This is a genomic window from Phenylobacterium sp., from assembly GCF_035475775.1.
Classification (GTDB): domain Bacteria; phylum Pseudomonadota; class Alphaproteobacteria; order Caulobacterales; family Caulobacteraceae; genus Phenylobacterium.
Genome location: NZ_DATIMC010000057.1, coordinates 1 through 23554 on the forward strand (window position 1 = coordinate 1; position 23554 = coordinate 23554).

The window sequence follows — 23554 nt, forward strand, 5'->3', positions numbered from 1 at the left end:
CGTCGCAAGTGTGACGGGGCGTCAAGACGAAGGGGCTGGCGGCATGCTGACCAAGGGCGACGATTATCCGATCCACCAGACTCCGGAGCCGATCGCCTATGCGGGCTCGGATCGCAATTTCTACGACCGCTACTTCTTCAATGGCTATTCGCCGGACGGCTCGGAGTTCGTGGCGGTGGCGTTCGGGGTCTATCCGGCGCTCAACGTGGCCGACGCCCACGTGTCGATCATCCGCGACGGGGTGCAGCGCTGCCTGCACGCCTCGCGCATCCTCGGGCTCGAGCGGATGGACATCGCCGTGGGCCCGATCCGCATCGAAGTCATCGAGCCGCTGCAGAAGCTGAAGGTCACGCTCGCGCGCTCGGAAGGGATCGCCTGCGAGCTCGTCTTCGAAGGCCGGTCCTTCCCGATCGAGGAGCCCAGGTTCGTTCGCCGCAACGGCCCTCGGCTGTTCATGGACTACACGCGGCTCACCCAGAACGGCCGCGTCTCCGGCTGGCTGGAGGTCGACGGCGACCGGCGCGACATGGGTCCGGGCTGGACCGGCACCCGTGACCGGTCGTGGGGCATCCGCCCGGTGGGCGCGCCCGATCCGCAGCCGACGCCCGGGGGCGGGATCGCCGGCTTCTTCTGGCAATGGACGCCGGTGAATTTCGAGGACCGCAGCGTGTTCTTCCACGTCAACGCCGATCCGGACGGCAAGCCCTGGAACACCCGCGCAGTGATCCTGCCCGACGGCGCGGGGCCGGAGGGCGGCTGGCATTCCGATGTCCCCAGCATGGAGGATGTCGCGCTGAAGCCGGGAACCCGCCACGCCAGCGGCGGCACGCTCAAGATCCCGCTCGCGCAGGGCGAAGCCCGTGTCCGGCTGGAGCCGATCGGCCAGCCGTTCCTGATGCGCGGCATCGGCTACGGCGGCGAATGGCGTCACGGCGCGCTGAAGGGTGAGCTGGCCGTCGGCCGCGAGGACATCGAGCTCGCCGCCGTCGACATGGGCCAGCCGGAGAACTGGCACATCCAGGCGATCTCGAAGGCGACGTTCTCCGCGCCGAGCGAGCCGGAGCGTCAGGGAATCGGGGTGTTCGAGCAGCTGATCGCCGGGCCCTACAGGCCCTACGGCCTCTAGCGACGCCCGCGCGCGATTGACGGCGGAGGTCCGGCGCCCTCCCTTGGCGAGCAGCGGAAGCGCGGGAGGAATCGCAGCCATGACCGAGCCGCAGAGCGCGCCGGGCGGCGAGCAGAGCCGGGCCGGACAGGTCTTCCTCTACTTCGGCCCGCTCACCTTCCTGCTCTACCTGACCGCGCCCACCGCCTACCTGGTCGACTTCGGCACCTCCTACATGCTGAAGGACCAGCTGCACGCCACGGCGGAGCAGGTCGCCAACTTCCGCCTGATCACCGCCATCCCGACCTATTTCGCGGTGGTCTTCGGCCTGACGCGAGACCTCTGGAACCCGCTCGGGCGGCGCGACCGGGCCTACCTGTTCCTCTTCTCGCCGGTCATGGCGGCGATCTTCACCTGGCTGGCGGTGACCAAGCTCAGCTACGGCGGCCTGCTGGTCGGCATGCTGCTCCTGATGACGCTCTCCCGCTTCCAGTCGGCGGCCTACCAGGGCCTGATCGCGCTGATCGGCCAGGAGAAGCTGATGTCGGGGCGGCTGACGGCGCTCTGGCAGGTGGTGGCCTCATTCCCGCAGGTGCTGGGCGCGCTGGCGGGCGGCTGGGTCGCCGAGCACCTGAGGCCCAGCGAGACCTTCATCATCCTGGCGATCATGTCGCTGGTGCTGGGGGCCTACGGCGCCCTCAAGCCCGCCGCGGTGTTCCGCGGCGCCTACGACCAGCCGCTCGCCAAGGGGACGCACTTCTGGGGCGACGTGAAGCGGCTGGTGAAGCACAGGGCGATCTATCCGGCGGTGCTGATCGCCTTCATGTTCCAGTTCGCGCCGGGCTCCAACACGCCGCTGCAGTTCTATCTGCACGACAAGCTGCACGCCTCGGACGCCGTCTACGGCGAGTACTACGCTGTGTTCGCCGCCGCCTTCGTCCCGATGTTCTTCGTCTACGGCTGGCTGTGCAAACGGGTGTCGCTGCAGAAGCTGCTCTGGTGGGGCACCATCATCACCGTGCCGCAGATGATGCCGCTGGCGTTCATCCACTCGGCGCAGGCGGCGGTCTGGCTGGCCGCGCCGATCGGGATGATGGGGGGCATCGCCGCCGGCGCCTATTTCGACCTCGCCATGCGCTCCTGTCCCGCAGGCCTGCAGGGCACGCTGATGATGCTGGTGGAATCCGGCTTCCAGCTGTCCTACCGGGGCGGCGACGTGCTGGGCGCGAAGCTCTATAGCCTGAGCCCGACCAACGGCTTCCTCTACTGCGCGATCGCCACGACGGTGGTCTACGCCCTGATCCTGCCGGTGCTGCTGCTCATTCCCAAGGGGCTGATCGCCACGATGGACGGCGAGCGCAATCCCGAGCTCGACGCCGAGGCCAGCGCCGCAGCGGCGGCCTCAACCGGCTAGTGGTGCGAGAAGACCTGCATCAGCCGCGCCGCGGCCGGCAGCATCAGGGCGCCCAGCAGACACGGGAAGATGAACAGGACCAGCGGCACGGTGAGCTTGGCGGAGAGCGCCAGCGCCTTCTCCTCGGCCTTCAGCATGCGCTTGGCGCGCATGTCGTTGGCGAACACCGAAAGCGTCTCGCCGAGGCTCGTGCCCATCTCCTCGGCCTGTCGCAGCATGGTGGCCAGCGCCCGGGCGTCATCGATGCCCAGGCGGTCGGCGAAGGCGGCCCAGGCGTCCTTGCGGGCGCGGCCGGCGCGAAGCTCGAGCACCAGGAATTTCAGGTGGACGGTCAGGTTCGGATAGCGGCGGCCGAGTTCTTCGGTCACCCGCGTGACCGCCGCGTCGAGGCTTAGGCCGGCCTCCACCGAGGCGACCAGCAGGTCGAGCAGGTCCGGAAAGCCCTCGAGGTATTCGCGCTCGCGCCCCTGTCGGCGGATCTTCAGCACCTGGTCGGGCCCGAAGATCGCGGCTGCTGCGAAAGCGAAGGCCACGAAGAGCCCGCCCGGACCCTTGCCGGATCCCATCACCAGAGGCAGCGTCAGGATCACGGCCAGGGTGGCGACGACCAGCGCCGCGGCGCGCGCGCCCAGGTAGATCACCGGCGCTTCGCGGTTGTGGAATCCCGCCTGCATCAGCCGGGTGCGGAGCAGCGACAGCTTCGCCGGATCGCGCACCGCGCTCTGCTGGCCCAGGCGCCGCACGCCGGCCAGGACCTGGCCGGTGATCTGGCCGCCCGCCCGCGCGGGCTTGGGCGCAATCCCCGCCATCGCCGGTTGCAGCCGGGTGCGCCGCGCCGCCCTGAGGCGAAGCTCGCTGAAGGCGATGAAGCCGAGGCCTCCCAGGGCCGCCACCACCAGCAGCAGGCCCGCGACATAGATGAGGTTGTCGATGGTCATCGTCTCACAGCCGCATGTTGATCATTCGGCGCATGACCATGTTGCCGATGGCCAGCCACACGCCCAGGCCGATGAGGCCGTACTTCACGACCGGCTCGTTGATCACGTCGCCGTAGAAGTGCGGGTTGGAGATCATGATGAAGCCCATGGCGCAGAACGGCGCCGCGGTCAGGATCATCGCCGAGGCGCGGCCTTCCGACGACGCCGCCTTGATCTTCAGGCGCATCTTGTGCCGGTCGCGCACGGTGTTGGCGTTGAGCTTCAGAAGCCCCGTGAGGTTGCCGCCGGCGCGCTCCTGCAGCCGGATGGTGGCCGCGAACAGGTCGACGTCGGGGTGCTGGCAGCGCTCGGACATTCGTCCGATGGCCTGCTCCAGCGTCGCGCCATAGGCGATCTCGTCGGAGGCCATGCCGAACTCCGAGCCGATCGGATCGGGCATTTCACGGCCGACCAGCGAGACCGCCGTCGGCACGGGGTGGCCGGCCTCGAGGGAGCGCACGATGATTTCCAGCGCCTGCGGCAGCTGGAAGCCGAGCGCCTGGGCGCGGCGGTTGGCCATGAGTTTGAGGTAGCCGTATGGCACGCCCGCGCCGCCCATGGCTGCGCCGGCGATCACGCCCAGCGGACTATGGCCGAGCGCGAAGCCGCCGACCGCGCCGATGAGGCCGGCCAGGCCGACATAGGTGAGCCACTTCTTCTGGTCGTACGGCAGCCCAGAGGCCACGATCAGGTTCGAAAGCCACTGCAGTCGTCCGCCGCGCTCGCCGGCCGCGGTCAGGCCCCGTTGCTTGCGCAGCTCCAGCACCAGGGCCGAGATCCCCTCGACCTTGTCGGCGACCTTCAGCCGCTGGTTCAGCTTGCGCCGCTCGGTGGCGGTGGACAGCATGCCCACGCCCGCCTGGGCCGCCGAAAACACCGCGGCGAAGATCAGGATCAGGACGATCCATTTGCCGTCGAACTGCATGTCAGAGCGTCCGGGAGGGGTCGAAATTCGCCGGGTCGAAGGCGATGCCCCGGCGCATCATCTCGTCGAGGCAACGGGGTCGAAGGCCGGTGGCCCGGAATTCGCCGTGCACCGTGCCGTCGGCGTCGGTGTGGGTGCGGTTGAACATGAAGATGTCCTGCATCTGCACCACCTGGCCTTCCATGCCGGTGATCTCGGTGACGTAGGTGACCTTCCGCTTGCCGTCCGCCAGGCGCGAGGCCTGCACGATCAGCCCCACGGCCGAGGCGATCTGGGCCCGCATGGATTCGGCGGTGATGTTCATCCCGGACATCGCGACCATCTGCTCCAGGCGGGCGATCGCGTCGCGCGGCGTGTTGGCGTGAATCGTGGCCATGGAGCCTTCGTGGCCGGTGTTCATGGCGGAGAGCATGTCGAACGCCTCCTCGCCGCGCACCTCGCCCAGGATCACCCGGTCGGGGCGCATCCGCAGGGCGTTCTTGACCAGTTCCCGCTGGCGGATCTCGCCCTTGCCCTCGATGTTCGGGGGCCGCGTCTCCATGCGCACGACGTGCGGCTGCTGCAGCTGCAGCTCGGCGGCGTCTTCGATGGTGATCAGGCGCTCCCCATGGCTGATCGCGGCGGAGAGCGCGTTCAGCAGGGTGGTCTTGCCCGAGCCCGTGCCGCCGGAAATCACCGTCGAGACCCGCGCCTTCACCGCGCCATGCATGAAGTCGGCCATGGCCTGCGGCATGGCGTTGAACTCGATCAGCTTCTCGAGCGTCAGCGGCTTGGTGGAGAACTTCCGGATCGAGACCGCCGCGCCGTCGATGGCGATCGGGGCGATGGCGGCGTTGACCCGGGAGCCGTCGGGCAGGCGGGCGTCCACCATGGGCTGGCTCTCGTCGATCCGGCGCCCGACGCCGGCGACGATGCGGTTGACGATCCGCAGCAGGTGGTCGTTGTCGCGGAAGTGCACCGGGGTGAGCTCGAGCTCGCCCCTGCGCTCCACGTAGATCTGGTGCGGCCCGTTGATCAGGATGTCGTTGATCGACTCGTCCTTGAGCAAGGGTTCGATCGGCCCCAGGCCGACCATCTCGTCGTAGATGGACGCGCCCAGCTCCTCGACTTCCCCGGCGTTCAGCGCCACGCGCTCGCCGCGGACGAAATCGGAGACGAAGCCCATCACCTGGCGGCGGAGCTCGCCCTGCTCCAGCTTCTCGAGCTTGGAGAGGTCGAGCTCGTCGATCAGCCGCTGGTGCAGCTTCAGCCTCAGATCGATGTGCTGCGACTTGCCCGCGGCCGGGGGGGGTGGCGGCGCAGGCCGGGCCGGAGCGGCCGCCTCGACCTTGGTCTTCGGCTTGGGGGCCGGCTTGGGCGGCGCAGGCGCAGGCGCAGGTGCGGATGCAGCGGCAGCGTCAGGCGCAGGCGCCGGCGAGGCGGTGGGCGACGTCGAGGTGGCGCGGGAAAGACTGAATCGGCCCATCAGGCGGCCCTCGCGGCGTCGCGCCGAGCGGGCTCGGCGACCAGTTTCTCGACAAGCGCCTGCACGTCCTTGACGATCTTGGACTTCGGGCGGTGCTGGGCGACCGGGCCGCCGAGGTTGGCCGCGGCGGCGGCGGCTTCCCAGTCGGAGCTGACGCCGGCCAGCGCCTTGCGCTGCAGCGCCCGCTCGGCCTCGGTCATCGACGGCGCCGGTCCGAAGACGCGGCTCGCAAGCCGGTTCAGGACGATCTTGGGCTGCGCGATCCCGCTCAGCGCATGCTCCACCTCGTCGGAAAGCGAGCGGGCGGCGAGCAGCGCCGGCACGGTGAGCTCGGAGATCACCAGGATCTCGTCGCAGCCGGACAACGCCTCGAGCGACCACGCGCGCCGGTGACGCGGCATGTCCAGGATCACCCAGTCATAAGTCTCGCAGGCCACTTCGAGCAGGCGCAGAACCGCCTCGCGCGTGGCGAGATCGAAGCCCGTCGGGTCGCGCGGCGCCGCCAGCAGATCGAAACTCGGCGAAACCGCGGTGGCGAGCGCCTGCAGCACGGCGGAGTCGATGCGCTCCGGAGCCTGGGCGAAATCGGCAAGCCGGAGCGCGCCGTTGACCCCGAGATAGGCCGCCGCCGCCCCGTCGGCGAGATTGAGGTCGATCAGGCAGACCCGCGCGCTTTCGCGCGTGGAGAGCACGTGCGCCATTTCGATGGCGAGCATGGTCGCGCCGGAGCCTCCCACCGCGCCGATCACCGACCAGCAACGCGAGGCGCTGGCGGGGCCGGCCGGGACCGCCGCGGCCGCGAGGCCGGCGAGCAGGCCCTGGATCGCCGAGGTCAGCTGGTCGGGCGCAAACGGCGCCTCGAGGATGTCGGCGTGCTCGAGGCGGAGCAGATTGCGAACCAGGCCCGCGGGCAGGCTCGCGCCGACCATCAGCACCGGTGGCGGCGCCTTGGCCGCGGCGAGCGCCTTGACCGAAGCGGTCAGCGCCGCGGCGTCCCACGCGTCGGCGTCGATCAGCACCAGGTCGCAGGTGGCGAGCGAGACGTCCTCGAGGGCGTCGACGCCGACCGAGCTGACCTCCGCGCCCGCCAGCGGGCCCTCCTCGGCGAGGGCCGCCACCGCGGCGCCGAGCGCCAGGACGCGCCGACCGGTCAGGCCGTTCGCGCCTGACGAACGCTTGGATCCAAGCAGCGCCATGGGCTCACTTCATCTCTTTGGGCGCAGTGAGCGGCTTGTCCAACGCCTTGCCGTGCAGCAGGAGCTGCGAGGCCGTCGGCGTCTCGCCGGAGAGCGCCGCCTGGCGGCCGGCCGCGAAGTCCGCGGGCGTCGCCAGGTGCGGCGTCACCACGATCACCAGCTCCGTTTCATTGCGCTGCCAGCGGGTGGAGCGGAACAGCGCGCTGAGGATCGGGATGTTCCCGAGGCCGGGCACCTGGTTCACGCCGTTGGAATAGTTGTGCTGGAACAGGCCGCCGATGGCGAGTGAATCGCCGTTCTTCAGCTCGACCGTCGTATTGGCGCGTCGGGTGGTCAGCGCCGGGACGTTGATGTTGGCGAGCTTGAGCGAATTCGCCAGGTCGATCTGGCTGACTTCGGGTTCCACCTGCAGTCGGATGAGCCCGTTGTCCTCGACGATCGGCAGGAAGGTGAGCTTCACGCCGTACTGGCGGAAGTCGATGGTGACGTTGTTCAGGCCCTGCGGCACGGGATAGGGGAATTCGCCCCCGGCCAGGAAGCTGGCCTTCTCGCCGGACATGGCCACCAGATTGGGCTTGGCGAGCGTGCGGATCAGCCCCTTCGATTCCAGCGCATCCAGCCGCATGTCGATGGTGGTGTTGCCGGATCCGCCGGTCAGCCGCAGGGTGGTGTTGGCGGCGTCGCTGCCCACCAGCCCCAGGCCGTAGGCGAAGCTGAACGAATTGTTCTGGATCAGCGCCGAGAGCCCGATGTCATGGATCAGCGAGCGGCTCGCCTCCAGCACCCGGACCTCCAGCACCACCTGAGTGCCGCGCGCGGTGAGCTGTGAGTTGATCGCCTGGGGCGCAAAGCGCTCGGCGAGCGCCTTGGCGCGGTCGGCCACGCCGATGTTGGAGACCTCGCCCTGGAGCATCAGCTCGCCGCCGAGGTTGCGGACGCGGATCTGCTCGCGCGGAAAGGCCGCGGCCAGCTCGTCCTCGAGCGCGACGGGGTCGTAGCCCACGCGGATGTCGATCACCTCGTTCAGGCGGCCGCCAGGGCCGTAGACCAGCAGATTGGTGGCGCCGAGCGCCTTGCCGCGGACGTAGAAGCTGCGGTCGCCGGTGGCGATCACCTGGGCGATCTCGGCCTGCGCCACGACGATCTTGCTGGCCGGCTGGTCGAGCCGGAAAGCCAAGGTCTTGTCCTTCGGCACATAGATGACGCGGTTGAGCGCGGGCTCGGCCGCCAGCATCTGGGTGGCGTGGGCGACGGGCGCGAAGCTCGCGGCCGTGGAGGCCAGCGCGCAGGCGAGCGCGCCAATGAGGGGACGCTTCATGGAGGACACACTCTGCATGGGGTCACGCGCTGGGCGCGAAGCTGGACTTGTCGTCCTTCGGAGATTCCGCCTTGGTGGCGGAGACGGTCATCGGAGCCGGTGCGGCGGGCCGCGGGGCCGGCGCGGAGACGCCCCGGCCACCGTATTCCACGACTGAGATCACGGCGCTGAACGGACGCGCGGGGCCGAAGCGGCGGCGCGTGGCGTGGCCGCCGCCGGCGCGGATCGGCGCCGGGGCGCCGCCCGTGAGGAAGTCGCGGGTCAGCAGCGGCTTGGTGGCCTCGACCTCGGCCTCTCCGGTGCGGCGCAGCGCCAGCGACAGCGTGCCGAGCGTCGAGGCGATGGCGAGCTTCTGGGCGTCCTCGACGGAGACCTCGAGCGTCGCATTCTTCGGCTCGGCCGGCTTGTTGGAGTTGAGGTCGGCGTTGAGGTCGATGCCCAGCAGCCGGACGTCCTGCAGCACCACATCGGAGACGTAGGTGCGCACATTGCCTTGGGGCGTCAGGTCGCGCATCAGCACCACGTCGACGCGGTCGCCGGGCAGGGCGTGGCCGCCGACGCCGGCGACATCGTTCACGCGGATGGTGTAGGCGCGCATCCCGTCGGCGATCTCGGCGGCGACAGAAGGGCGAGCGCCGGGTCCGGAGAGCTTGCCCGGGAGGATGGCCTCATGGGCCGCGATCTGGGTCAGCGCCACCGGCGGGCCGCCGTGGTCCTGACTGAGCACCTGCTGCACGCTGGCGAAGGCGCCCTGCGGCGCGATGGCCTGCGGCACGCGGGCGACCACCAGCATGCGGGGGTCGAGCTTGTCGCCGAACTTGATGTCGGTGCTGGCGACCACGATCGGCACGCCTGCGCCCTGCGCGGCGGCCTGCTTGGCCGCGGCCGAGTTGGGCAGCACGGTCTTGGCGACGAAAAGGGCCGCTATTCCGAGGACGGCCGAGGCGCCGAGGCTGACGATCGTGACGACGCGCATGTCCCACCACTCATGGAAACCATCATTTCGCTCATAGGGTTAGCGGCCCGCGCCTTGCGATATCGCCAACAAGTTAGGTGAATCGCGGTCAATCAATCTGAACGGCGGCGCCGCCCGGCCCTGGCGCACGCGCCGGGCGAGGGGCTAGGCTCCGCCGGCCCGCCGAGCGGAGCGGCGGGCGTGGGATGTCATTCGAGCCGTTCAGGGACTGGTCGCGCCATGCAATTTCGTCATCTCGGCCACTCGGGCCTCAAGGTCAGCGCCGTCGGCCTCGGCTGCAACAACTTCGGCATGCGCATCGACGAGAAGCAGACCCAGGCCGTCGTCGACGCGGCTATCGAGGCGGGGATCAATTTCTTCGACACCGCCGACGTCTACGGCGGGACGAAGTCCGAGGAGTTCCTCGGCAAGGCGATCGGCAAGCGCCGCAAGGAGGTGGTCCTCGCCACCAAGTTCGGCATGGGCCAGGGCGAGCGGCAGGGCGGCTCGCGCCGCTGGATCGTGCAGGCCTGCGAGGCCAGCCTGAAGCGGCTCGGGACCGACTACATCGACCTCTACCAGATGCACCGCTACGACCCTGAGACGCCGCTCGACGAGACGCTCCGCGCCCTCGACGACCTGGTGAGCCAGGGCAAGGTCCGCTATCTCGGGAATTCCAACTACATGGGCTTCCAGATCGCCGACGCCGCCTGGACGGCGAAGACCAGGGGCTATGTCCCCTTCGTCTCGGCGCAGAACCAGTATTCGCTTCTGGAGCGCCGGGTGGAGCATGAGGTGCTGCCCGCCTGCGAGGCGTTCGGGTTGGGGTTCCTGCCGTTCTTCCCGCTGGCCTCAGGCCTGCTCACCGGCAAGTACCGGCGCGGCGAGCCGCCGCCGGAGGGCACGCGCCTGGCGGCCTGGGGCCCGCGCGGCGCCCAGGCGCTCAACGAGAAGAATTTCGAGAAGGTGGAGAAGCTGGAGGCCTGGGCCCGCGACCGCAACCACTCGATCCTGGAGCTGGCCTTCGCCTGGCTCATGGGCCACCCGGTGGTCTCCTCGGTGATCGCCGGCGCGACGTCGGCCGAGCAGGTGAAGTCCAACGCCGCCACTGCCGAGTGGGCGCTCACGCCGGAAGAGGTGAAGGATGTGGGCGGGCTGATCGCCTGAACCCCTTCACCGCTCGTTCCCGCGGAGGCGGGAACCCCTGCGGAGGAGCGGGTTGCAGGATCGTCGGCAGGTGTCTGGAAGTCGGCTTGGATCCCCGCCTGCGCGGGGATGAGCGGAGGGGGTATGTACGACCTTCTGAAAGGCCTGCGCGTGGTGGAGGGCTCGGCCTTCGTCGCCGGGCCTACCTGCGGGCTGCATCTCGCCCAGATGGGCGCCGAGGTGATCCGCTTCGACAACATCGGCGGCGGCCCCGACTTCCGGCGCTGGCCGCTCGCCGAGAACGGCGCGAGCCTCTACTGGGAGGGGCTGAACAAGGCCAAGAAATCGGTCGCCCTCGACCTCACCCGGCCCGAGGGCCGCGAGATCGCGCAGGCGCTGGCGACCGCCCCGGGCGATCGGGCGGGGTTGTTCGTCACCAATTTCCCGGTCGACGGCTTCCTCTCCTATGAGACCCTGAGCAAGCGCCGGGGCGACCTGATCTGCGTGCGCGTCATGGGCTGGGCGAACGGCGCCCAGGGCATGGACTACACGGTCAACGCCGCGCTCGGCCTGCCGCTGATGACCGGTCCGGCCGACGATCCGCGCCCGGTCAACCATGTGCTGGCGGCCTGGGACCTGCTCACCGGCGCCTATTGCGCCTTCAGCCTGGTCTCGGCGCTGATCGCCCGTGAGCGCGACGGCCAGGGCCGCGAGATCCGCGCGCCGCTCTCGGACATCGCCGCGGCCACCATGGCCAATCTCGGCATGACCGCCGAGACCGCGCTCGCGGGTCAGCAGCGCCCGCGGATGGGCAACGACGTCTTCGGCGCGTTCGGTCGCGACTTCGCCACCAGGGACGGCAAGACGCTGATGGTGCTGGCGATCACGCCGCGCCAGTGGGCCAAGGCCCTGGAGGTGCTGGGGCTCGCCGCCGAGGTCGCGGCCCTGGAAACCGAGCTCGGCGTCTCCTTCGCGCTCGACGAGGGCCTGCGCTTCAGCCATCGCGACCGGCTCTATCCGTTGTTCGAGCGCGCCTTCGCCAGGCGCACCGCCGCCGAGCTCGCCTCGGCCTTGGAGGCCGGCGGGGTCACCTGGGGCGCCTATCAGCCGCTGGAGGCGGCGCTGGAGGACACCCGGCTCTACAAGCACAATCCCCTCTTCCAGCCGGTGCGCCATCCGAGCGGGCTCACCTATCCGGCGGCGGGCGCGATGGGGACGATCCCGCAGGCCGAGCGTGCGCCGGTCGCGCCCGCGCCGCGGCTCGGCCAGCATACCGACGAGGTGCTCGCCGAGGTGCTCGGCCTCAGCTCGTCGGAGATCGCCCGCCTGCACGACCGGGGCGTGGTCGCGGGCCCCGGCTAGGGCCGCAAGGGCGCAGACTCCGTGCGGCTTTTTCGCTTGCGGCGCGCCGGACCATCGCGGAGTCTCGCGACGGGGGGATGACATGCGTAAAATATCGCTGCTGATCGGCCTTGTCGCGCTGGTGTCCGCCGGCGCTGCATCGGCCGGCGGCTATCGCGCGCCGCGCAACGCCTGGGGCCAGCCGGACCTCGGCGGGACCTGGAACTCGGACTTCGCCCTGCCGCTCGAGGCCACGCCCGGCGTGCCTCTGGTGCTGAGCGAGGCGCAGGCCAAGGCTTTCGCCCGACAGGTGGCCGAGGAGGTGAAGACCTATGCCTCTCTGAAGATCGACGGCGAGGTCCGCGACGTCGCCGACCACGACGCGCAAGGGGCGGGCGCGATCGTGAAGGGCGAGCGGCGGTCCCGCCAGGTCGTGCAGCCGGCCGACGGCATCATTCCCATGACGCCTCGGGCCCGCGGCCAGGTCCGCTTCGTCGAAAACGTGCTCCGCAACAGCTCCGAGCCGCCGATCCCGGCGGACGGGCCCGAGCAGCGGCCGGACTGGGAGCGCTGCATCGTCGGCCAGGGCCAGCCGCCGGTCGTCATCACCAACGACATTAATCCGCGCCTGATCGTGCAGACGAAGGCCGCGGTCGTGATCCTGACGGAGTACGGCCCGGACCTGCGGATCATTCCGTTCGCGGAGCAGCATGGGCCCGCCGTGCTCGCGGGTCCGTTGGGCGACTCCATCGCGCGCTGGGAGGGCGAGACGCTGGTCATCGAGACCGTGGGCTTGCCGGCGAGGGACGCCATCCGGCCGCTGCCGACCCTGCTGGTGCCCGCGAGCGCCACCGTCGAGGAGCGCTATACGCGCGTCTCTGCGACCGAGCTCCTCTACCAGTACACGGTCAAGGATCCCAGCGTGTACGCCGGCCCCTGGCTGGCCGAGTACTCGCTCTACCGCACCGACAAGCCGCTCTACGAGTTCGCCTGCCACGAGGGCAACTACGCCCTGCCCGACATCCTGGCGGGCGCCCGCGCCCAGGAAAGGGCTGCCGCCGCCAAGTAGCTCAGCGCGTGCGGCAGACCCGATGGTGGTGGCGCACGTGGCAGACGCGGACCACGTGGTGGCGATGATGCCGGCCGCTCACGCGATGATGGCGCGCGTGGCGGCGCACGGCGTGGCGATGGCGGCTCCTCAGGGCGCGGCGGTGCGTGACCGGCGCAGCCTCCTCGTAGCTGCGGGGCGGACGGCTGGACTCCACGGGACGCTCCCAGGGCGCCGGCTGGTACGCGCCGGGCGCGCGCGGGGCCGGGGCGGCGCCCGGCGGCGGCGGCGCGGGCGGCAGCGTCGCAGTGGTCGTCTGCGCGGCGGCCGCGGCGGCGAGGGTGGAGATGGCGCAGACCATGGCGGCGAGGGTGAGCTTCACGGGGTTCTCTCTCCTGGTGTGACGGGGGCGAGGTTAGCCTCTTGCGCGCGGGCGCGGGAGCTATTCGGGTTCGAGCACGATCAGCACGGCGCCCTCGACCACCTGATCGCCGGCCTTCGCCACGACATCTGCGACCTTGCCGTCGAGCGGCGCGGCGAGCGCGTACTCCATCTTCATCGCTTCGAGTGTCGCAAGGGTCTGGCCCTTGCTGACGCGCTGGCCGGTCTTGACGTTCACGGCGGTGAGCTTGCCGGGCATCGGGGCGCGGACCTGGCTGTCGCCGGCCGCGCCCTCGGCGTCGGCGCCCGGCGGGTGGTCCGCGAAGGCCATGGCTTCGCCGGACTCGAACACCACGATGTCGCCGTCCTCGGTGATCAGCACCGCGCGGTCGGGCGCGGCCTCGCTGCGCTGGACGATCACCGGCGCGCCATTGCGGAACAGGCGCACCGCCCTCTGCGGCCCGGCGTTCAGGCGAAAGCCGGCCAGCGCCCGCCAGGGCGATGCCTGCGGCTCGGCGAGCCCGTTCTCCGTCGCGACCATCGCCGCTTCGGCCGCCGCGGAAAGCGCCGCGGCCGACGGCTCCGCGGGCCGGGTCAGGGTCTCCAGGTTGCGCTCGATGAAGCCGGTATCGACGTCGCCGGCGATGAAGTCGGGCGCCTCCAGGCAGCGGGCGAGGAAGCCCGCGTTGGTCTTCACCGGCCAGACCTCGACCCCGTCGCAGGCCTCGCAGAGCTCGGCCACAGCCGCCTCGCGGCTCGGCGCATGGGCGATCAGCTTGGCGATCATCGGGTCGTAGAAGGGGGTGATCTCGCCGCCTTCCATGACCCCGGTGTCCGCCCGCACGGTCTCGGGCAGCCGGAAGTGCTCCAGCCGTCCGGTGGACGGCAGGAAGCGGCCGCCGGCCGTCGCCTCGGCGTAGAGCCGCGCCTCCACCGCGTGGCCGGTGAGCTGGATCTGGTCCTGGCTGAGCGGCAGCGGCTCGCCGGCCGCCACGCGGAGCTGCCATTCCACGAGGTCGAGCCCGGTCACCATCTCGGTCACCGGATGCTCCACCTGCAGGCGGGTGTTCATCTCCATGAACCAGATGCGGTCGGGGCGCAGGCCTTCGGAGGCGTCGGCGATGAACTCGACCGTGCCCGCGCCGACGTAGCCCACGGCCTGGGCGGCCTTCACCGCGGCTCCGGTGACGGCGGCGCGCGTCGCCGCGTCCATGCCGGGCGCGGGCGCCTCCTCGATGATCTTCTGGTGGCGGCGCTGCAGCGAGCAGTCGCGCTCGAACAGGTGGACGGCGTTCCCGTGATCATCGGCGAACACCTGCACCTCGATATGGCGCGGGCGGGTGACGTAGGTCTCCAGCAGCACGCGGTCGTCGCCGAAGGCGGCCTTGGCCTCGCGCCGGGCGCTCGCCAGCGCTTCGGCGAAATCCTCGGCCCGGTCCACCCGGCGCATGCCCTTGCCGCCGCCGCCGGCCACCGCCTTGATCAGCACGGGAAAGCCGATGCGCGCGGCTTGCGTCGCGAGCGCCGCCTCGTCCTGGTCCTCGCCCAGGTAGCCCGGGGTCACCGGCACCCCGGCCCTGGCCATCAGCGCCTTGGCGGCGTCCTTCAGGCCCATGGCGCGGATCGCGGCGGGCGACGGGCCGACCCACGTGAGGCCGGCGGCGATCACGGCCTCGGCGAACGCGGCGTTCTCGGAGAGGAAGCCGTAGCCCGGGTGGATGGCCTCGGCGCCGGTCTCCTTGGCGGCGGCGAGGATCGCCGCCCCGTCCAGATAGCTTTCCCGCGCCGGCGCAGGCCCGATCCGCACCGCCGCATCGGCCGCGCGCACGTGCAAGGCGCCCGCGTCGGCGTCGGAATAGACCGCGACGGTGGTCAGCCCCATGCGAGCCGCCGTGGCGAACACGCGGACCGCGATCTCGCCGCGATTGGCGACCAGGACCGAGCGGAACATGCCGGGCTACATCCGGAACACGCCGAAGCGGGTCTCGGGGATCGGCGCGTTCAGGGCGGCGCTGATCGACAGGCCCAGCACGTCGCGGGTCTGCACCGGATCGATGACGCCGTCGTCCCACAGCCGGGCGGTGGCGAAGTAGGGATTTCCCTCGTCCTCATAGGTCCGGCGGATCGGCGCCTTGAACGCCTCTTCATCCGCGGGGGTCCACCTGCCGGCGTCGCGGTGGACGGTGGCGAGCACCGAGGCGGCCTGCTCGCCGCCCATGACCGAGATCCGGCTGTTCGGCCAGGTCCACAGGAAACGCGGGGAGTAGGCCCGCCCGCACATGCCGTAGTTGCCGGCGCCGAACGAGCCGCCGATCAGCACGGTGAACTTGGGCACGTTGGCGCTGGCCACCGCGGTCACCATCTTGGCCCCGTCCTTGGCGATGCCGCCCGCCTCGTAGCGGCCGCCGACCATGAAGCCGGAGATGTTCTGCAGGAACACCAGCGGGATCTTCCGCTGGCAGGCGAGCTCGATGAAATGCGCCGCCTTCAGCGCGCTCTCCGAGAACAGCACCCCGTTGTTGGCCAGGATCGCCACCGGATAGCCCCAGATGCGCGCGAAGCCGGTAACCAGGGTCGCGCCGTAGAGCGGCTTGAACTCGTGGAGCTCCGAGCCGTCGACGATCCGGGCGATCACCTCGCGCACCTCGTAGGGCGCACGCACGTCGGGCGGAACGATCCCGTAGATTTCCTCGGGGTCGTAGGCCGGCGGCCGCGGCTCGGCGACCTCCAGGTCGACGCGCTTGACGCTGTTCAGGCTGGCCAGGATCGAGCGCACGATCGAGAGCGCATGCTCGTCGTCATTGGCCACGTGGTCGACCACGCCGGACTTGCGGCCGTGGGTGTCGGCGCCGCCCAGCTCCTCGGCCGAGATGACCTCGCCGGTCGCGGCCTTCACCAGCGGCGGGCCGCCCAGGAAGATCGTCCCCTGGCCGCGCACGATGATGGTCTCGTCGCTCATCGCCGGAACGTAGGCGCCGCCCGCCGTGCACGAGCCCATCACGCAGGCGATCTGGCTGATCCCGTCCGCGCTCATCCGCGCCTGGTTGTAGAAGATCCGCCCGAAGTGCTCGCGGTCCGGAAACACCTCGGCCTGGTGCGGCAGGTTCGCGCCGCCGCTATCCACCAGATAGATGCACGGCAGCCGGTTCTGCATCGCGATCTCCTGCGCGCGCAGGTGCTTCTTCACGGTGATCGGGAAATAGGCGCCGCCCTTCACCGTGGCGTCGTTGGCGACGATCATCGCCTCGCGCCCGCTGACCCGGCCGACGCCGGTGATGATCCCGGCGGCGGGCGCCTCGTCGTCGTACATGCCGTTGGCGGCGAGCTGGCCGACCTCCAAGAACGGCGAGCCCGGGTCGAGCAGGCGCATGACGCGATCCCGCGGCAGCAGCTTGCCGCGTCCGACGTGCCGCTCGCGCGACGCCTCCGGCCCGCCCAGCGCCGCCTCCGCCGCGCGCCCGCGCAGCGCCTCGGCCAGGGCGCGGTTCAGCTTGGCGTTCGCCCGGAAGCCCTCGGAGCGGACATCGACGGCTGAGCCGAGTTTCCTCATGGCTCACCTTCTGGCATGCGTTGCGGCCAAACCCAAGGTGGAGGCCGGGCGAGCCATGCCGGAGACGATCAAGCTCTACGACGCCGCGCCGGGCGTGGCGGTGGTCGCCTTCAACCGCCCCGAGGTCGCCAACGCGCTCTCCACCCAGATGGGGGAGGAGCTGATCGCCGCCTGGACCGAGCTCGCCGGCCGCGCCGACCTGCGCTGCGCGATCCTGACCGGCGAGGGCCGCCACTTCCAGGCCGGCGCCGACCTCAAGGAGCGCAACGGCATGACCGACGAGGCCTGGGCCGCCCAGCACAAGGTGTTCGAGGCCATGGCCCGCGCCCAGCTCGCCGTGCCGGCTCCGATCCTCGCCGCGGTCAATGGCGCGGCGATGGGCGGCGGCTGCGAGATGACGCTGCTCTGCGACTTCGCCTACGCCGCCGAGACTGCCCGCTTTGGGCTGCCGGAGGTGACGCTCGGCATCATGCCGGGGCTCGGCGGCACCCAGCTCCTCGCCCGCTCGGCAGGCGAGCGCCGCGCCATCGAGATCCTGGTCTCCGGCCGGCCGCTGTCGGCTCAGGAGGCGCTGGAGGCCGGCATCGTCAACCGCGTGGTCCCGGCCGGCGAGCTGATGGAGGCGGCGCTGGAGACCGCCCGCCGCATCGCCGCCAACGCGCCGCTCTCGGTGCGCGCGCTGAAGCGCGTCGTGCGCCAGGGCCACGCCCTGCCGCTCGCCGAGGCCATGGCGCTCGAGCTCGCGCACTACGACCGGCTGTTCACCACCGCCGACCGCCGCGAGGGCGTCGCCAGCTTCAACGAGAAGCGGACGCCGCAATTCCGCGGCAAGTGACGACCGCTCGTTCCCGCGAAGGCGGGAACCCATTCGGCGGCTCAGCTTGGATCCCCGCCTGCGCGGGGACGAGCGGTTGAGGAAGCGCGCCTTTGAGCGCTACGCTCCCGCCGGAGGAGGAGCCCATCCATGATCCGACGCGGCCGGCCGTACCTGGAGTTCCGCGAGGAGCCCGCCAGCCCCGAGACCGAGCAGCTGGAGCGGGAGGGCTACACGATCGTCCGCGGCCTGCTCGGCGCCGAGGAGGTGGCGCAGCTGCGCGAGGAGATCGGCGCAATCTTCGAGCGCGATCCGCCGGATCAGCGCGGCGAGCGGCCGCCCGAGGACGCCGCCATGTTCCGCTACGCCATGCTGAACCGCTCGCCCGCCGCGCAGGCGGCGGTGGCCAACCCCAGGCTGCTGGCGGTCATCGAGCCCCTGCTGGGCGAGGACTGCCACGTCATCGCCAACACCGCCTGGCGCAACCCGGCCGGCCAGCCGGGCTCGCACGGCGGCCAGAACTGGCACATCGACGCCGGCCCGCATGTGCCGCTGCCCGAGGGCGTGCGCTGGCCCGCCGAGATCCCGCATCCGGTGTTCGCCATCGGCGTGCACCTTTACCTGCAGGACTGCGCCCTGGAGGATGGCCCGACCGGCGTGATCCCCTACAGCCACCTCTCCGGCCGCCCCCCGCCCGCGGAGCGGCGGCTCGACGACGACCTCGCCTGGGACGGCCGCGGGGTGACGCCGTTCGTCGTCAAGGCGGGCGACGCGGGCCTGTTCGTCTCCGACATCTGGCACCGGCGGATGCCGACCCGCGACGGCGACCACGGGCGGTTCTTCCTGCAGGTCCACTACGGGCGGCGCGACATCGCCCAGCGGATCCTCACCACGGCGCAGGCCAACCAGCTCTCGCCGGAGGCCATCGCCCGCGCCCAGACGCCCCGCCAGCGGCGGGTGATCGGACTCCACGCGCCGTTCTTCTACGACGGCTGAGAATCCCTGCCCGGCCGGCTCACGACTTTGTCCGGTAGTCGCCGAACGCCCGGTCGCGGGCGGAAAGGCCCTCGGAGACGTTCTGGCGGATCTTCGCGAAGGTCTCGCGGCTGGAGGGCGTGGTCAGCGCCAGCGCCTGGATCTCTGTCCCGGCCCGGATCGCCGCCCGCAGGCCCATGATCTCCATGGCCCGGTGAACCGAGCGCTTGTTCATCTGCTGCACGTCGGTGGGGATCTTGGCGATGCGCTCGGCGATCGCCAGCACCTCGGCCTCCAGCCGCTCGGCCGGGAACGCGCGGTTGGCGAAGCCGACGCGCACCGCCTCGGCCCCGTCCATGGCGTCGCCGGTGAGCATCATCTCCATGGCCGGCCTGAGGCCGCACAGCCAGGCGTGGAACTGGTTGTCGGGCGGGCTCATCATGCGGACCGGCGGGTAGCCGATCTGGGCGTCCTCGGCGACGTAGACCAGGTCGCAGGCGGTCGCGAGCTCCGAGCCGCCCGCCAGGCACCAGCCGTGCACCTGGGCGATCACCGGCTTGGCGAGGTCCCAGATTCGGAAGCAGCCCTCGACCACGTGCCTCGCCCACTGGCCCGCGCCGGCCGCGGTCGCGAACGGCAGCGGCTCGCGCGTCCCGCCGCCCAGGTCGTAACCGGCCGAGAAGCAGCCGCCCGCCCCGCGCAGGATCGTCACCCTGACCTCCGGGTCTGCATCGGCCGCCTCCAGGCCCGCCAGCAGCTGCCCGCGCAGCCCGTTGGAGAGCGCGTTGCGCTTCTCCGGCCGGTTGAGGGTGAAGCGCCGCACGTGCGGCGCGGGATCGTCGACGAGCAGGACGTCCATGGCTTCCTCCGGTCTGTGGCTGGAGCTTGCGCCCATGTCGCCGCGGCAGGGAAGCCGTGGCGCCGGCGTGCGGGGCGCGGTAGTCACGGGTGCGATGAGGATGCCCGCCCCCGACGAAGCGACGCTCGCCCGCAAGGCGGAGATCGTGCGCGCGCTCAAGGCCATCGTCCCCGGCGAGGGGGTGATCGGCGAGCCCGCGGGGCTGATCCCGTTCGAATCCGACGGCCTCTCGGCCTATCGCCAGCGGCCGCTGGCGGTGGTGCTGCCGGAGACTGTGGCGCAGGTCTCCAGGGTGCTCGCCTGGTGCCAGGCGCACGGCGTCAAGGTGGTGCCGCGCGGCGCGGGGACCTCGCTCTCCGGCGGGGCCCTGCCGCTGCAGGACGGGATCATCCTGGGCATGGCCAAGTTCAACCGCATCCTGGAGGTCGACTACGACAACCGCTGCGCCGTCGTGCAGCCCGGCGTCACCAACCTGGCGATCAGCGAGGCGGTGCGGGCCGACGGCTTCTATTATGCGCCGGACCCGTCCAGCCAGATCGCCTGCACCATCGGCGGCAACGTGGCCGAGAACTCGGGCGGCGTGCACTGCCTGAAGTACGGCCTGACCACCAACAACCTGCTGGGCTGCGAGATCGTGCTGATGGACGGGCAGGTGGTCCGCCTCGGCGGCCGCGGCTACGACGCCGCCGGCTACGACCTGCTGGGCGTGGTGACCGGCTCCGAGGGCCTCTTGGGCGTGGTGACCGAGGTGACCGTCCGTCTCCTGCCGACGCCCGAGACGGCGCGCGCGCTGCTGCTGGGCTTCCCGTCGGTCGAGGCGGCCGGGGCGACCGTGGCCGACATCATCGCCGCGGGCGTGATCCCGGCCGGGCTGGAGATGATGGACAAGCCCGCCATCCGGGCCGCGGAAGCCTTCGTCCATGCCGGCTATCCCACCGACGCCGCCGCGCTGCTGATCGTCGAGCTGGACGGGCCTGAGGCCGAGTGCGCCGAGCTCGCCGCACGGGTGGAAGCGCTCGCCCAGGCGCGCGGCGCCGACTTCATCCGCGTCTCAAAGAACGACGCCGAGCGGCTTGCCTTCTGGGCCGGGCGCAAGGCGGCCTTCCCGGCCGTCGGGCGGATCTCGCCGGACTACTACTGCATGGACGGCACCATCCCCCGCCGCCAGCTGCCGCATGTGCTGACCCGCATCTACGAGCTGGGGCGGCAGTACGGCCTGGGCGTCGCCAACGTGTTCCACGCCGGCGACGGCAACCTGCACCCCCTGATCCTCTACGACGTCGAGACGCCCGGCGACCTGGAGAAGGCCGAGGCCTTCGGGGCCGACATCCTGAAGCTCTGCGTGGCGGTGGGCGGGGTGCTGACCGGCGAGCACGGCGTGGGGGTCGAGAAGCGCGACCTGATGGGCGAGATGTTCGACGCCACCGATCTCGCCTGCCAGCAGCGGGTCAAGTGCGCCTTCGACCCCGAGCTCCTGCTCAATCCCGGCAAGGTGTTCCCGACCCTGCACCGCTGCGCCGAGCTCGGCCGGGTGCACGTCCATCGCGGGAAGCTCGCCTTTCCGGAGCTGCCGCGGTTCTGATGCTGGACGCCAAGACCCGCATCCACGAACCGGCCTCGCCCGAGGAGGTGCGCGAAGTCATCGCCGAGGCGGCCCAGGTCGGGCGCCGGCTGGAGGTGGTCGGCGGCGGCACCAAGCGGTCGGTGGGCGCCGTGGCGCGGGCCGATGCGGTTCTGAGCCTGGCCCGGCTCGACGCCGTCCTGGACTACGCGCCGGAGGAGCTGGTGCTCACCGCCCGGCCCGGCGCGCGGCTGAAGGAGCTGGAGAAGCTCGTCGCCTCCGAGGGCCAGATGCTGCCGTTCGAGCCGCCCAGGCTCACCAGACTCCTGGGCGCCAGGGGCGAGCCGACCCTTGGCGGCGTGCTGGCGGCCAACCTCTCCGGCCCGCGCCGGGTGCGGGCGGGCGCGGCGCGCGACCACCTGCTGGGGTTTTCCGCGGTGAACGGCCGGGGCGAGGTGTTCAAGGCGGGCGGCAAGGTGGTGAAGAACGTCACCGGCTATGACCTCTCCAAGCTGATGGCGGGCTCCTGGGGAACGCTGGCGGTGCTCACCGAGGTCACCATCAAGGTGCTGCCGCGGCCAAGGACCGAGCTCACCCTGATGCTGTTCGGGCTGGACGAGCAGCGCGCCATCCAGGCCATGGCGGCGGCGCTGAACGCGCCGGCGGAGGTCTCGGGCGCGGCTCACATCCCGGCGGCCGTCGCCGCCCGCGCGCCGCTGAAGGCCGAGATGGCGGTCACCGCGCTTCGGCTGGAGGGCTTCGAGGCCTCGGTCAAGGCGCGCGCCGACAGCCTCGCCGAGCGGCTTCGGCGCTTCGGCCGCATCGACCGGATCGACGCCAGGCACTCGCGGCAGTTCTGGACCCAGGTGCGCGAGGTCGAGGCCTTCGCCGGCGATGCACGGCCGCTGTGGCGGATCTCCGCGCCTCCTGCCGCGGGCTGGCGCATCGGCGAGGCCGTGGGAGAGGCGCTCTACGACTGGGGCGGCGGGCTCGTCTGGGCGCCCTGGGAGGACGCCGCCGCGGTGCGCGCCGCGGCCCGGGCGGCGAGCGGCCACGCCATGCTGTGGCGCGGCGAGGCCGACGCGCCCGCCTTCGAGCCGCTGGAGGGGCCACTTGCGGCGCTCACCGCCCGGGTCAAGGCGGCCTTCGACCCCGACGGCGTGCTGAACCCCGGCCGGCTCGTCGCGGAGGTGCTGCGATGAAGACCGCCTTCACCCCCGAACAGCTCGCCGATCCGGAGTTCGCCGTCAGCCAGCAGGCGCTGCGCAACTGCGTGCACTGCGGCTTCTGCACGGCGACTTGCCCGACCTACGTGCTGCTGGGCGACGAGCGCGACAGCCCGCGCGGCCGCATCGAGCTGATCCGCGACATGCTGGAATCCGGCCGGGCGCCCACGCGGGAGGCGGTCACCCACATCGACCGCTGCCTTTCCTGCCTGGCCTGCGCCACCACCTGCCCGTCCGGCGTCGACTACGCCCAGCTGATCGGGCACGCGCGCAGCTATATCGAAGAGCGCCATCGCCGGCCGTGGCCGGAGCGGCTGCTGCGCTGGGCGATCCCGCAGGTGCTCACCCGGCCGGGGCGGCTGCGGGCCGCGCTCGCGCTCGGTCGCCACGTGCGGCGGCTGGAGCCCTGGCTCAGGCGCGCGCGCCTGCCCTCGCTGGCCGCCCTGCTGCGCCTGGTTCCGGAGCCCGGGCGGCCGAATCGCGGCGTCGGGGTCCATCCGGCGGTCGAGGCGCGCCGCGGGCGGGTGATCCTGCTGCAGGGCTGCGTCGAGCCGGAGATGGCGCCGCAGATCCGCGACGCGGCGGTCCGGCTGCTCGCCCGCGCCGGGTTCGACGTGGTGCTGGCCAGGGGCGAGGGCTGCTGCGGGGCCATCCCGGAGCATCTCGGGCAGGCGGCCGAGGCGCGCGCCCTGGCGCAGCGCAACCTGCGCGCCTGGGGCCAGGCCGGCGAAGCGGCGGCGATCGTGACCACCGCCGCCGGCTGTGGGACGACGCTGAAGGCCTATGGGCGCATCCTGGGCGAGGCGGGCGCCGGGGTTGCGGCCAAGGCGCGCGACATCCTGGAGTTCCTGGACGAGGTCGGCCTGCCGGAAATCTCCAATCCGCAGGGCCTGAGCGTCGCCTATCACGCGCCGTGCTCGCTGCAGCACGGCCAGCAGATCAAGGCGGCCCCGGCGCGCCTGCTGCGGGCGGCGGGCTTCGACGTCCGCGAGGTGGCGGAGGGCCATCTCTGCTGCGGGTCGGCCGGGGTCTACAATATCCTGCAGCCCGAGCTCGCCGGCCGCCTGCAGGCGCGCAAGGCCGCCAACATCGCCCGCACCGGCGCGCTGATCGTGGCGGCCGGCAATGTCGGCTGCATGGCGCAGATCGCGCCTGCGGTGTCAGCCCCGGTGCTGCATCCGGTCGAACTGCTGGATTGGGCGACCGGGGGGCCGCGCCCGCTGTCGCTGGATCAGGTTGTCGCCTTGGCGAAAGCCGCCCAGCCCGCAGATGCCGGCTGAACGGCGGGCGCGGTCAGC

General features: G+C 71.4%; 20 protein-coding genes. 10 read left to right on the forward strand and 10 right to left on the reverse strand.

The window, feature by feature from the left end; translation table 11 throughout:
* The first annotated feature begins 43 nt into the window (after positions 1 to 43).
* The gene (locus VLI41_RS06815) at positions 44 to 1126 is read left to right on the forward strand and encodes a hypothetical protein (protein WP_325267354.1); all 1083 of its coding nucleotides are present in this window, start codon (positions 44 to 46) and stop codon (positions 1124 to 1126) included.
* Positions 1127 to 1205: 79 nt separating this feature from the next.
* Complete coding sequence (locus tag VLI41_RS06820) at positions 1206 to 2519, forward strand: MFS transporter (protein ID WP_325267314.1); 1314 nt, start codon at positions 1206 to 1208, stop codon at positions 2517 to 2519.
* Here VLI41_RS06820 and VLI41_RS06825 read toward each other — a convergent pair.
* Genes VLI41_RS06825 through cpaB form a run of 6 tightly spaced genes read right to left on the reverse strand, consistent with a single transcriptional unit; the run spans position 2516 to position 9376 of the window.
* Entirely contained in the window at positions 2516 to 3457 is a 942-nt protein-coding gene (locus VLI41_RS06825) for a type II secretion system F family protein (RefSeq protein WP_325267315.1), read from the reverse strand. The genes VLI41_RS06820 and VLI41_RS06825 overlap by 4 nt on opposite strands.
* Positions 3458 to 3461: 4 nt before the next feature.
* Positions 3462 to 4421 (reverse strand): type II secretion system F family protein, encoded by a 960-nt coding sequence (locus VLI41_RS06830; protein WP_325267316.1) that lies wholly within the window; start codon positions 4419 to 4421, stop codon positions 3462 to 3464.
* Position 4422: 1 nt separating this feature from the next.
* Positions 4423 to 5886, reverse strand: a complete 1464-nt coding sequence (locus VLI41_RS06835) for a CpaF family protein (RefSeq protein WP_325267317.1) — start codon at positions 5884 to 5886, stop codon at positions 4423 to 4425.
* Entirely contained in the window at positions 5886 to 7082 is a 1197-nt protein-coding gene (locus tag VLI41_RS06840; RefSeq protein WP_325267318.1) for an AAA family ATPase, read from the reverse strand. Before VLI41_RS06840 ends, VLI41_RS06835 begins: the two co-directional genes overlap by 1 nt.
* A 4-nt stretch (positions 7083 to 7086) precedes the next feature.
* Positions 7087 to 8400, reverse strand: coding sequence for a type II and III secretion system protein family protein (locus VLI41_RS06845; RefSeq protein ID WP_325267319.1), 1314 nt, complete (start codon positions 8398 to 8400; stop codon positions 7087 to 7089).
* A gap of 22 nt (positions 8401 to 8422) precedes the next feature.
* Entirely contained in the window at positions 8423 to 9376 is a 954-nt protein-coding gene (gene cpaB / locus VLI41_RS06850; protein WP_325267320.1) for a Flp pilus assembly protein CpaB, read from the reverse strand.
* A 219-nt stretch (positions 9377 to 9595) separates the two neighbouring features.
* Here cpaB and VLI41_RS06855 point away from each other — a divergent pair, with 219 nt between their 5' ends.
* From VLI41_RS06855 to VLI41_RS06865, 3 genes are all read left to right on the forward strand, one after another.
* Entirely contained in the window at positions 9596 to 10522 is a 927-nt protein-coding gene (locus VLI41_RS06855) for an aldo/keto reductase (protein WP_325267321.1), read from the forward strand.
* 123 nt (positions 10523 to 10645) lie between these two features.
* Positions 10646 to 11863, forward strand: a complete 1218-nt coding sequence (locus VLI41_RS06860; protein WP_325267322.1) for a CoA transferase — start codon at positions 10646 to 10648, stop codon at positions 11861 to 11863.
* 82 nt (positions 11864 to 11945) lie between these two features.
* Positions 11946 to 12911: a hypothetical protein gene (locus VLI41_RS06865; RefSeq protein WP_325267323.1), complete on the forward strand. Its 966-nt coding sequence runs from the start codon at positions 11946 to 11948 to the stop codon at positions 12909 to 12911.
* Position 12912: 1 nt separating this feature from the next.
* Here the strand turns inward: VLI41_RS06865 and VLI41_RS06870 are convergent, their stop codons facing one another.
* The 3 genes from VLI41_RS06870 to VLI41_RS06880 are packed head-to-tail and all read right to left on the reverse strand — an operon-like array spanning position 12913 to position 16821.
* Positions 12913 to 13272 (reverse strand): hypothetical protein, encoded by a 360-nt coding sequence (locus VLI41_RS06870; RefSeq protein WP_325267324.1) that lies wholly within the window; start codon positions 13270 to 13272, stop codon positions 12913 to 12915.
* Between the two features lie 60 nt (positions 13273 to 13332).
* The gene (locus tag VLI41_RS06875) at positions 13333 to 15222 is read right to left on the reverse strand and encodes an acetyl/propionyl/methylcrotonyl-CoA carboxylase subunit alpha (RefSeq protein ID WP_325267325.1); all 1890 of its coding nucleotides are present in this window, start codon (positions 15220 to 15222) and stop codon (positions 13333 to 13335) included.
* A 6-nt stretch (positions 15223 to 15228) separates the two neighbouring features.
* Complete coding sequence (locus tag VLI41_RS06880) at positions 15229 to 16821, reverse strand: carboxyl transferase domain-containing protein (protein ID WP_325267326.1); 1593 nt, start codon at positions 16819 to 16821, stop codon at positions 15229 to 15231.
* A 55-nt stretch (positions 16822 to 16876) separates the two neighbouring features.
* Here VLI41_RS06880 and VLI41_RS06885 point away from each other — a divergent pair, with 55 nt between their 5' ends.
* Together VLI41_RS06885 and VLI41_RS06890 are read left to right on the forward strand one after the other, a co-directional pair.
* On the forward strand, positions 16877 to 17656 hold the full coding sequence (locus tag VLI41_RS06885; protein ID WP_325267327.1) for an enoyl-CoA hydratase/isomerase family protein: 780 nt from the start codon (positions 16877 to 16879) through the stop codon (positions 17654 to 17656).
* A 129-nt stretch (positions 17657 to 17785) separates the two neighbouring features.
* Complete coding sequence (locus VLI41_RS06890; protein ID WP_325267328.1) at positions 17786 to 18631, forward strand: phytanoyl-CoA dioxygenase family protein; 846 nt, start codon at positions 17786 to 17788, stop codon at positions 18629 to 18631.
* Positions 18632 to 18650: 19 nt separating this feature from the next.
* Here VLI41_RS06890 and VLI41_RS06895 read toward each other — a convergent pair whose 3' ends face one another.
* Entirely contained in the window at positions 18651 to 19469 is an 819-nt protein-coding gene (locus VLI41_RS06895) for an enoyl-CoA hydratase/isomerase family protein (RefSeq protein ID WP_325267329.1), read from the reverse strand.
* A gap of 100 nt (positions 19470 to 19569) precedes the next feature.
* Between VLI41_RS06895 and VLI41_RS06900 the strand changes: the two genes are divergently transcribed.
* From VLI41_RS06900 to glcF, 3 genes are read left to right on the forward strand one after another with little or no spacing between them, the layout of a single operon-like run.
* Positions 19570 to 21051 carry an FAD-linked oxidase C-terminal domain-containing protein gene (locus tag VLI41_RS06900; RefSeq protein WP_325267330.1) on the forward strand — a complete coding sequence of 494 codons (1482 nt, stop codon included), beginning with the start codon at positions 19570 to 19572 and terminating at the stop codon, positions 21049 to 21051.
* Positions 21051 to 22232, forward strand: a complete 1182-nt coding sequence (gene glcE, locus VLI41_RS06905; protein ID WP_325267331.1) for a glycolate oxidase subunit GlcE — start codon at positions 21051 to 21053, stop codon at positions 22230 to 22232. Before VLI41_RS06900 ends, glcE begins: the two co-directional genes overlap by 1 nt.
* Positions 22229 to 23536 (forward strand): glycolate oxidase subunit GlcF, encoded by a 1308-nt coding sequence (gene glcF / locus VLI41_RS06910; protein ID WP_325267332.1) that lies wholly within the window; start codon positions 22229 to 22231, stop codon positions 23534 to 23536. The genes glcE and glcF overlap by 4 nt, the downstream gene beginning before the upstream one ends.
* Positions 23537 to 23554 lie beyond the last annotated feature (18 nt).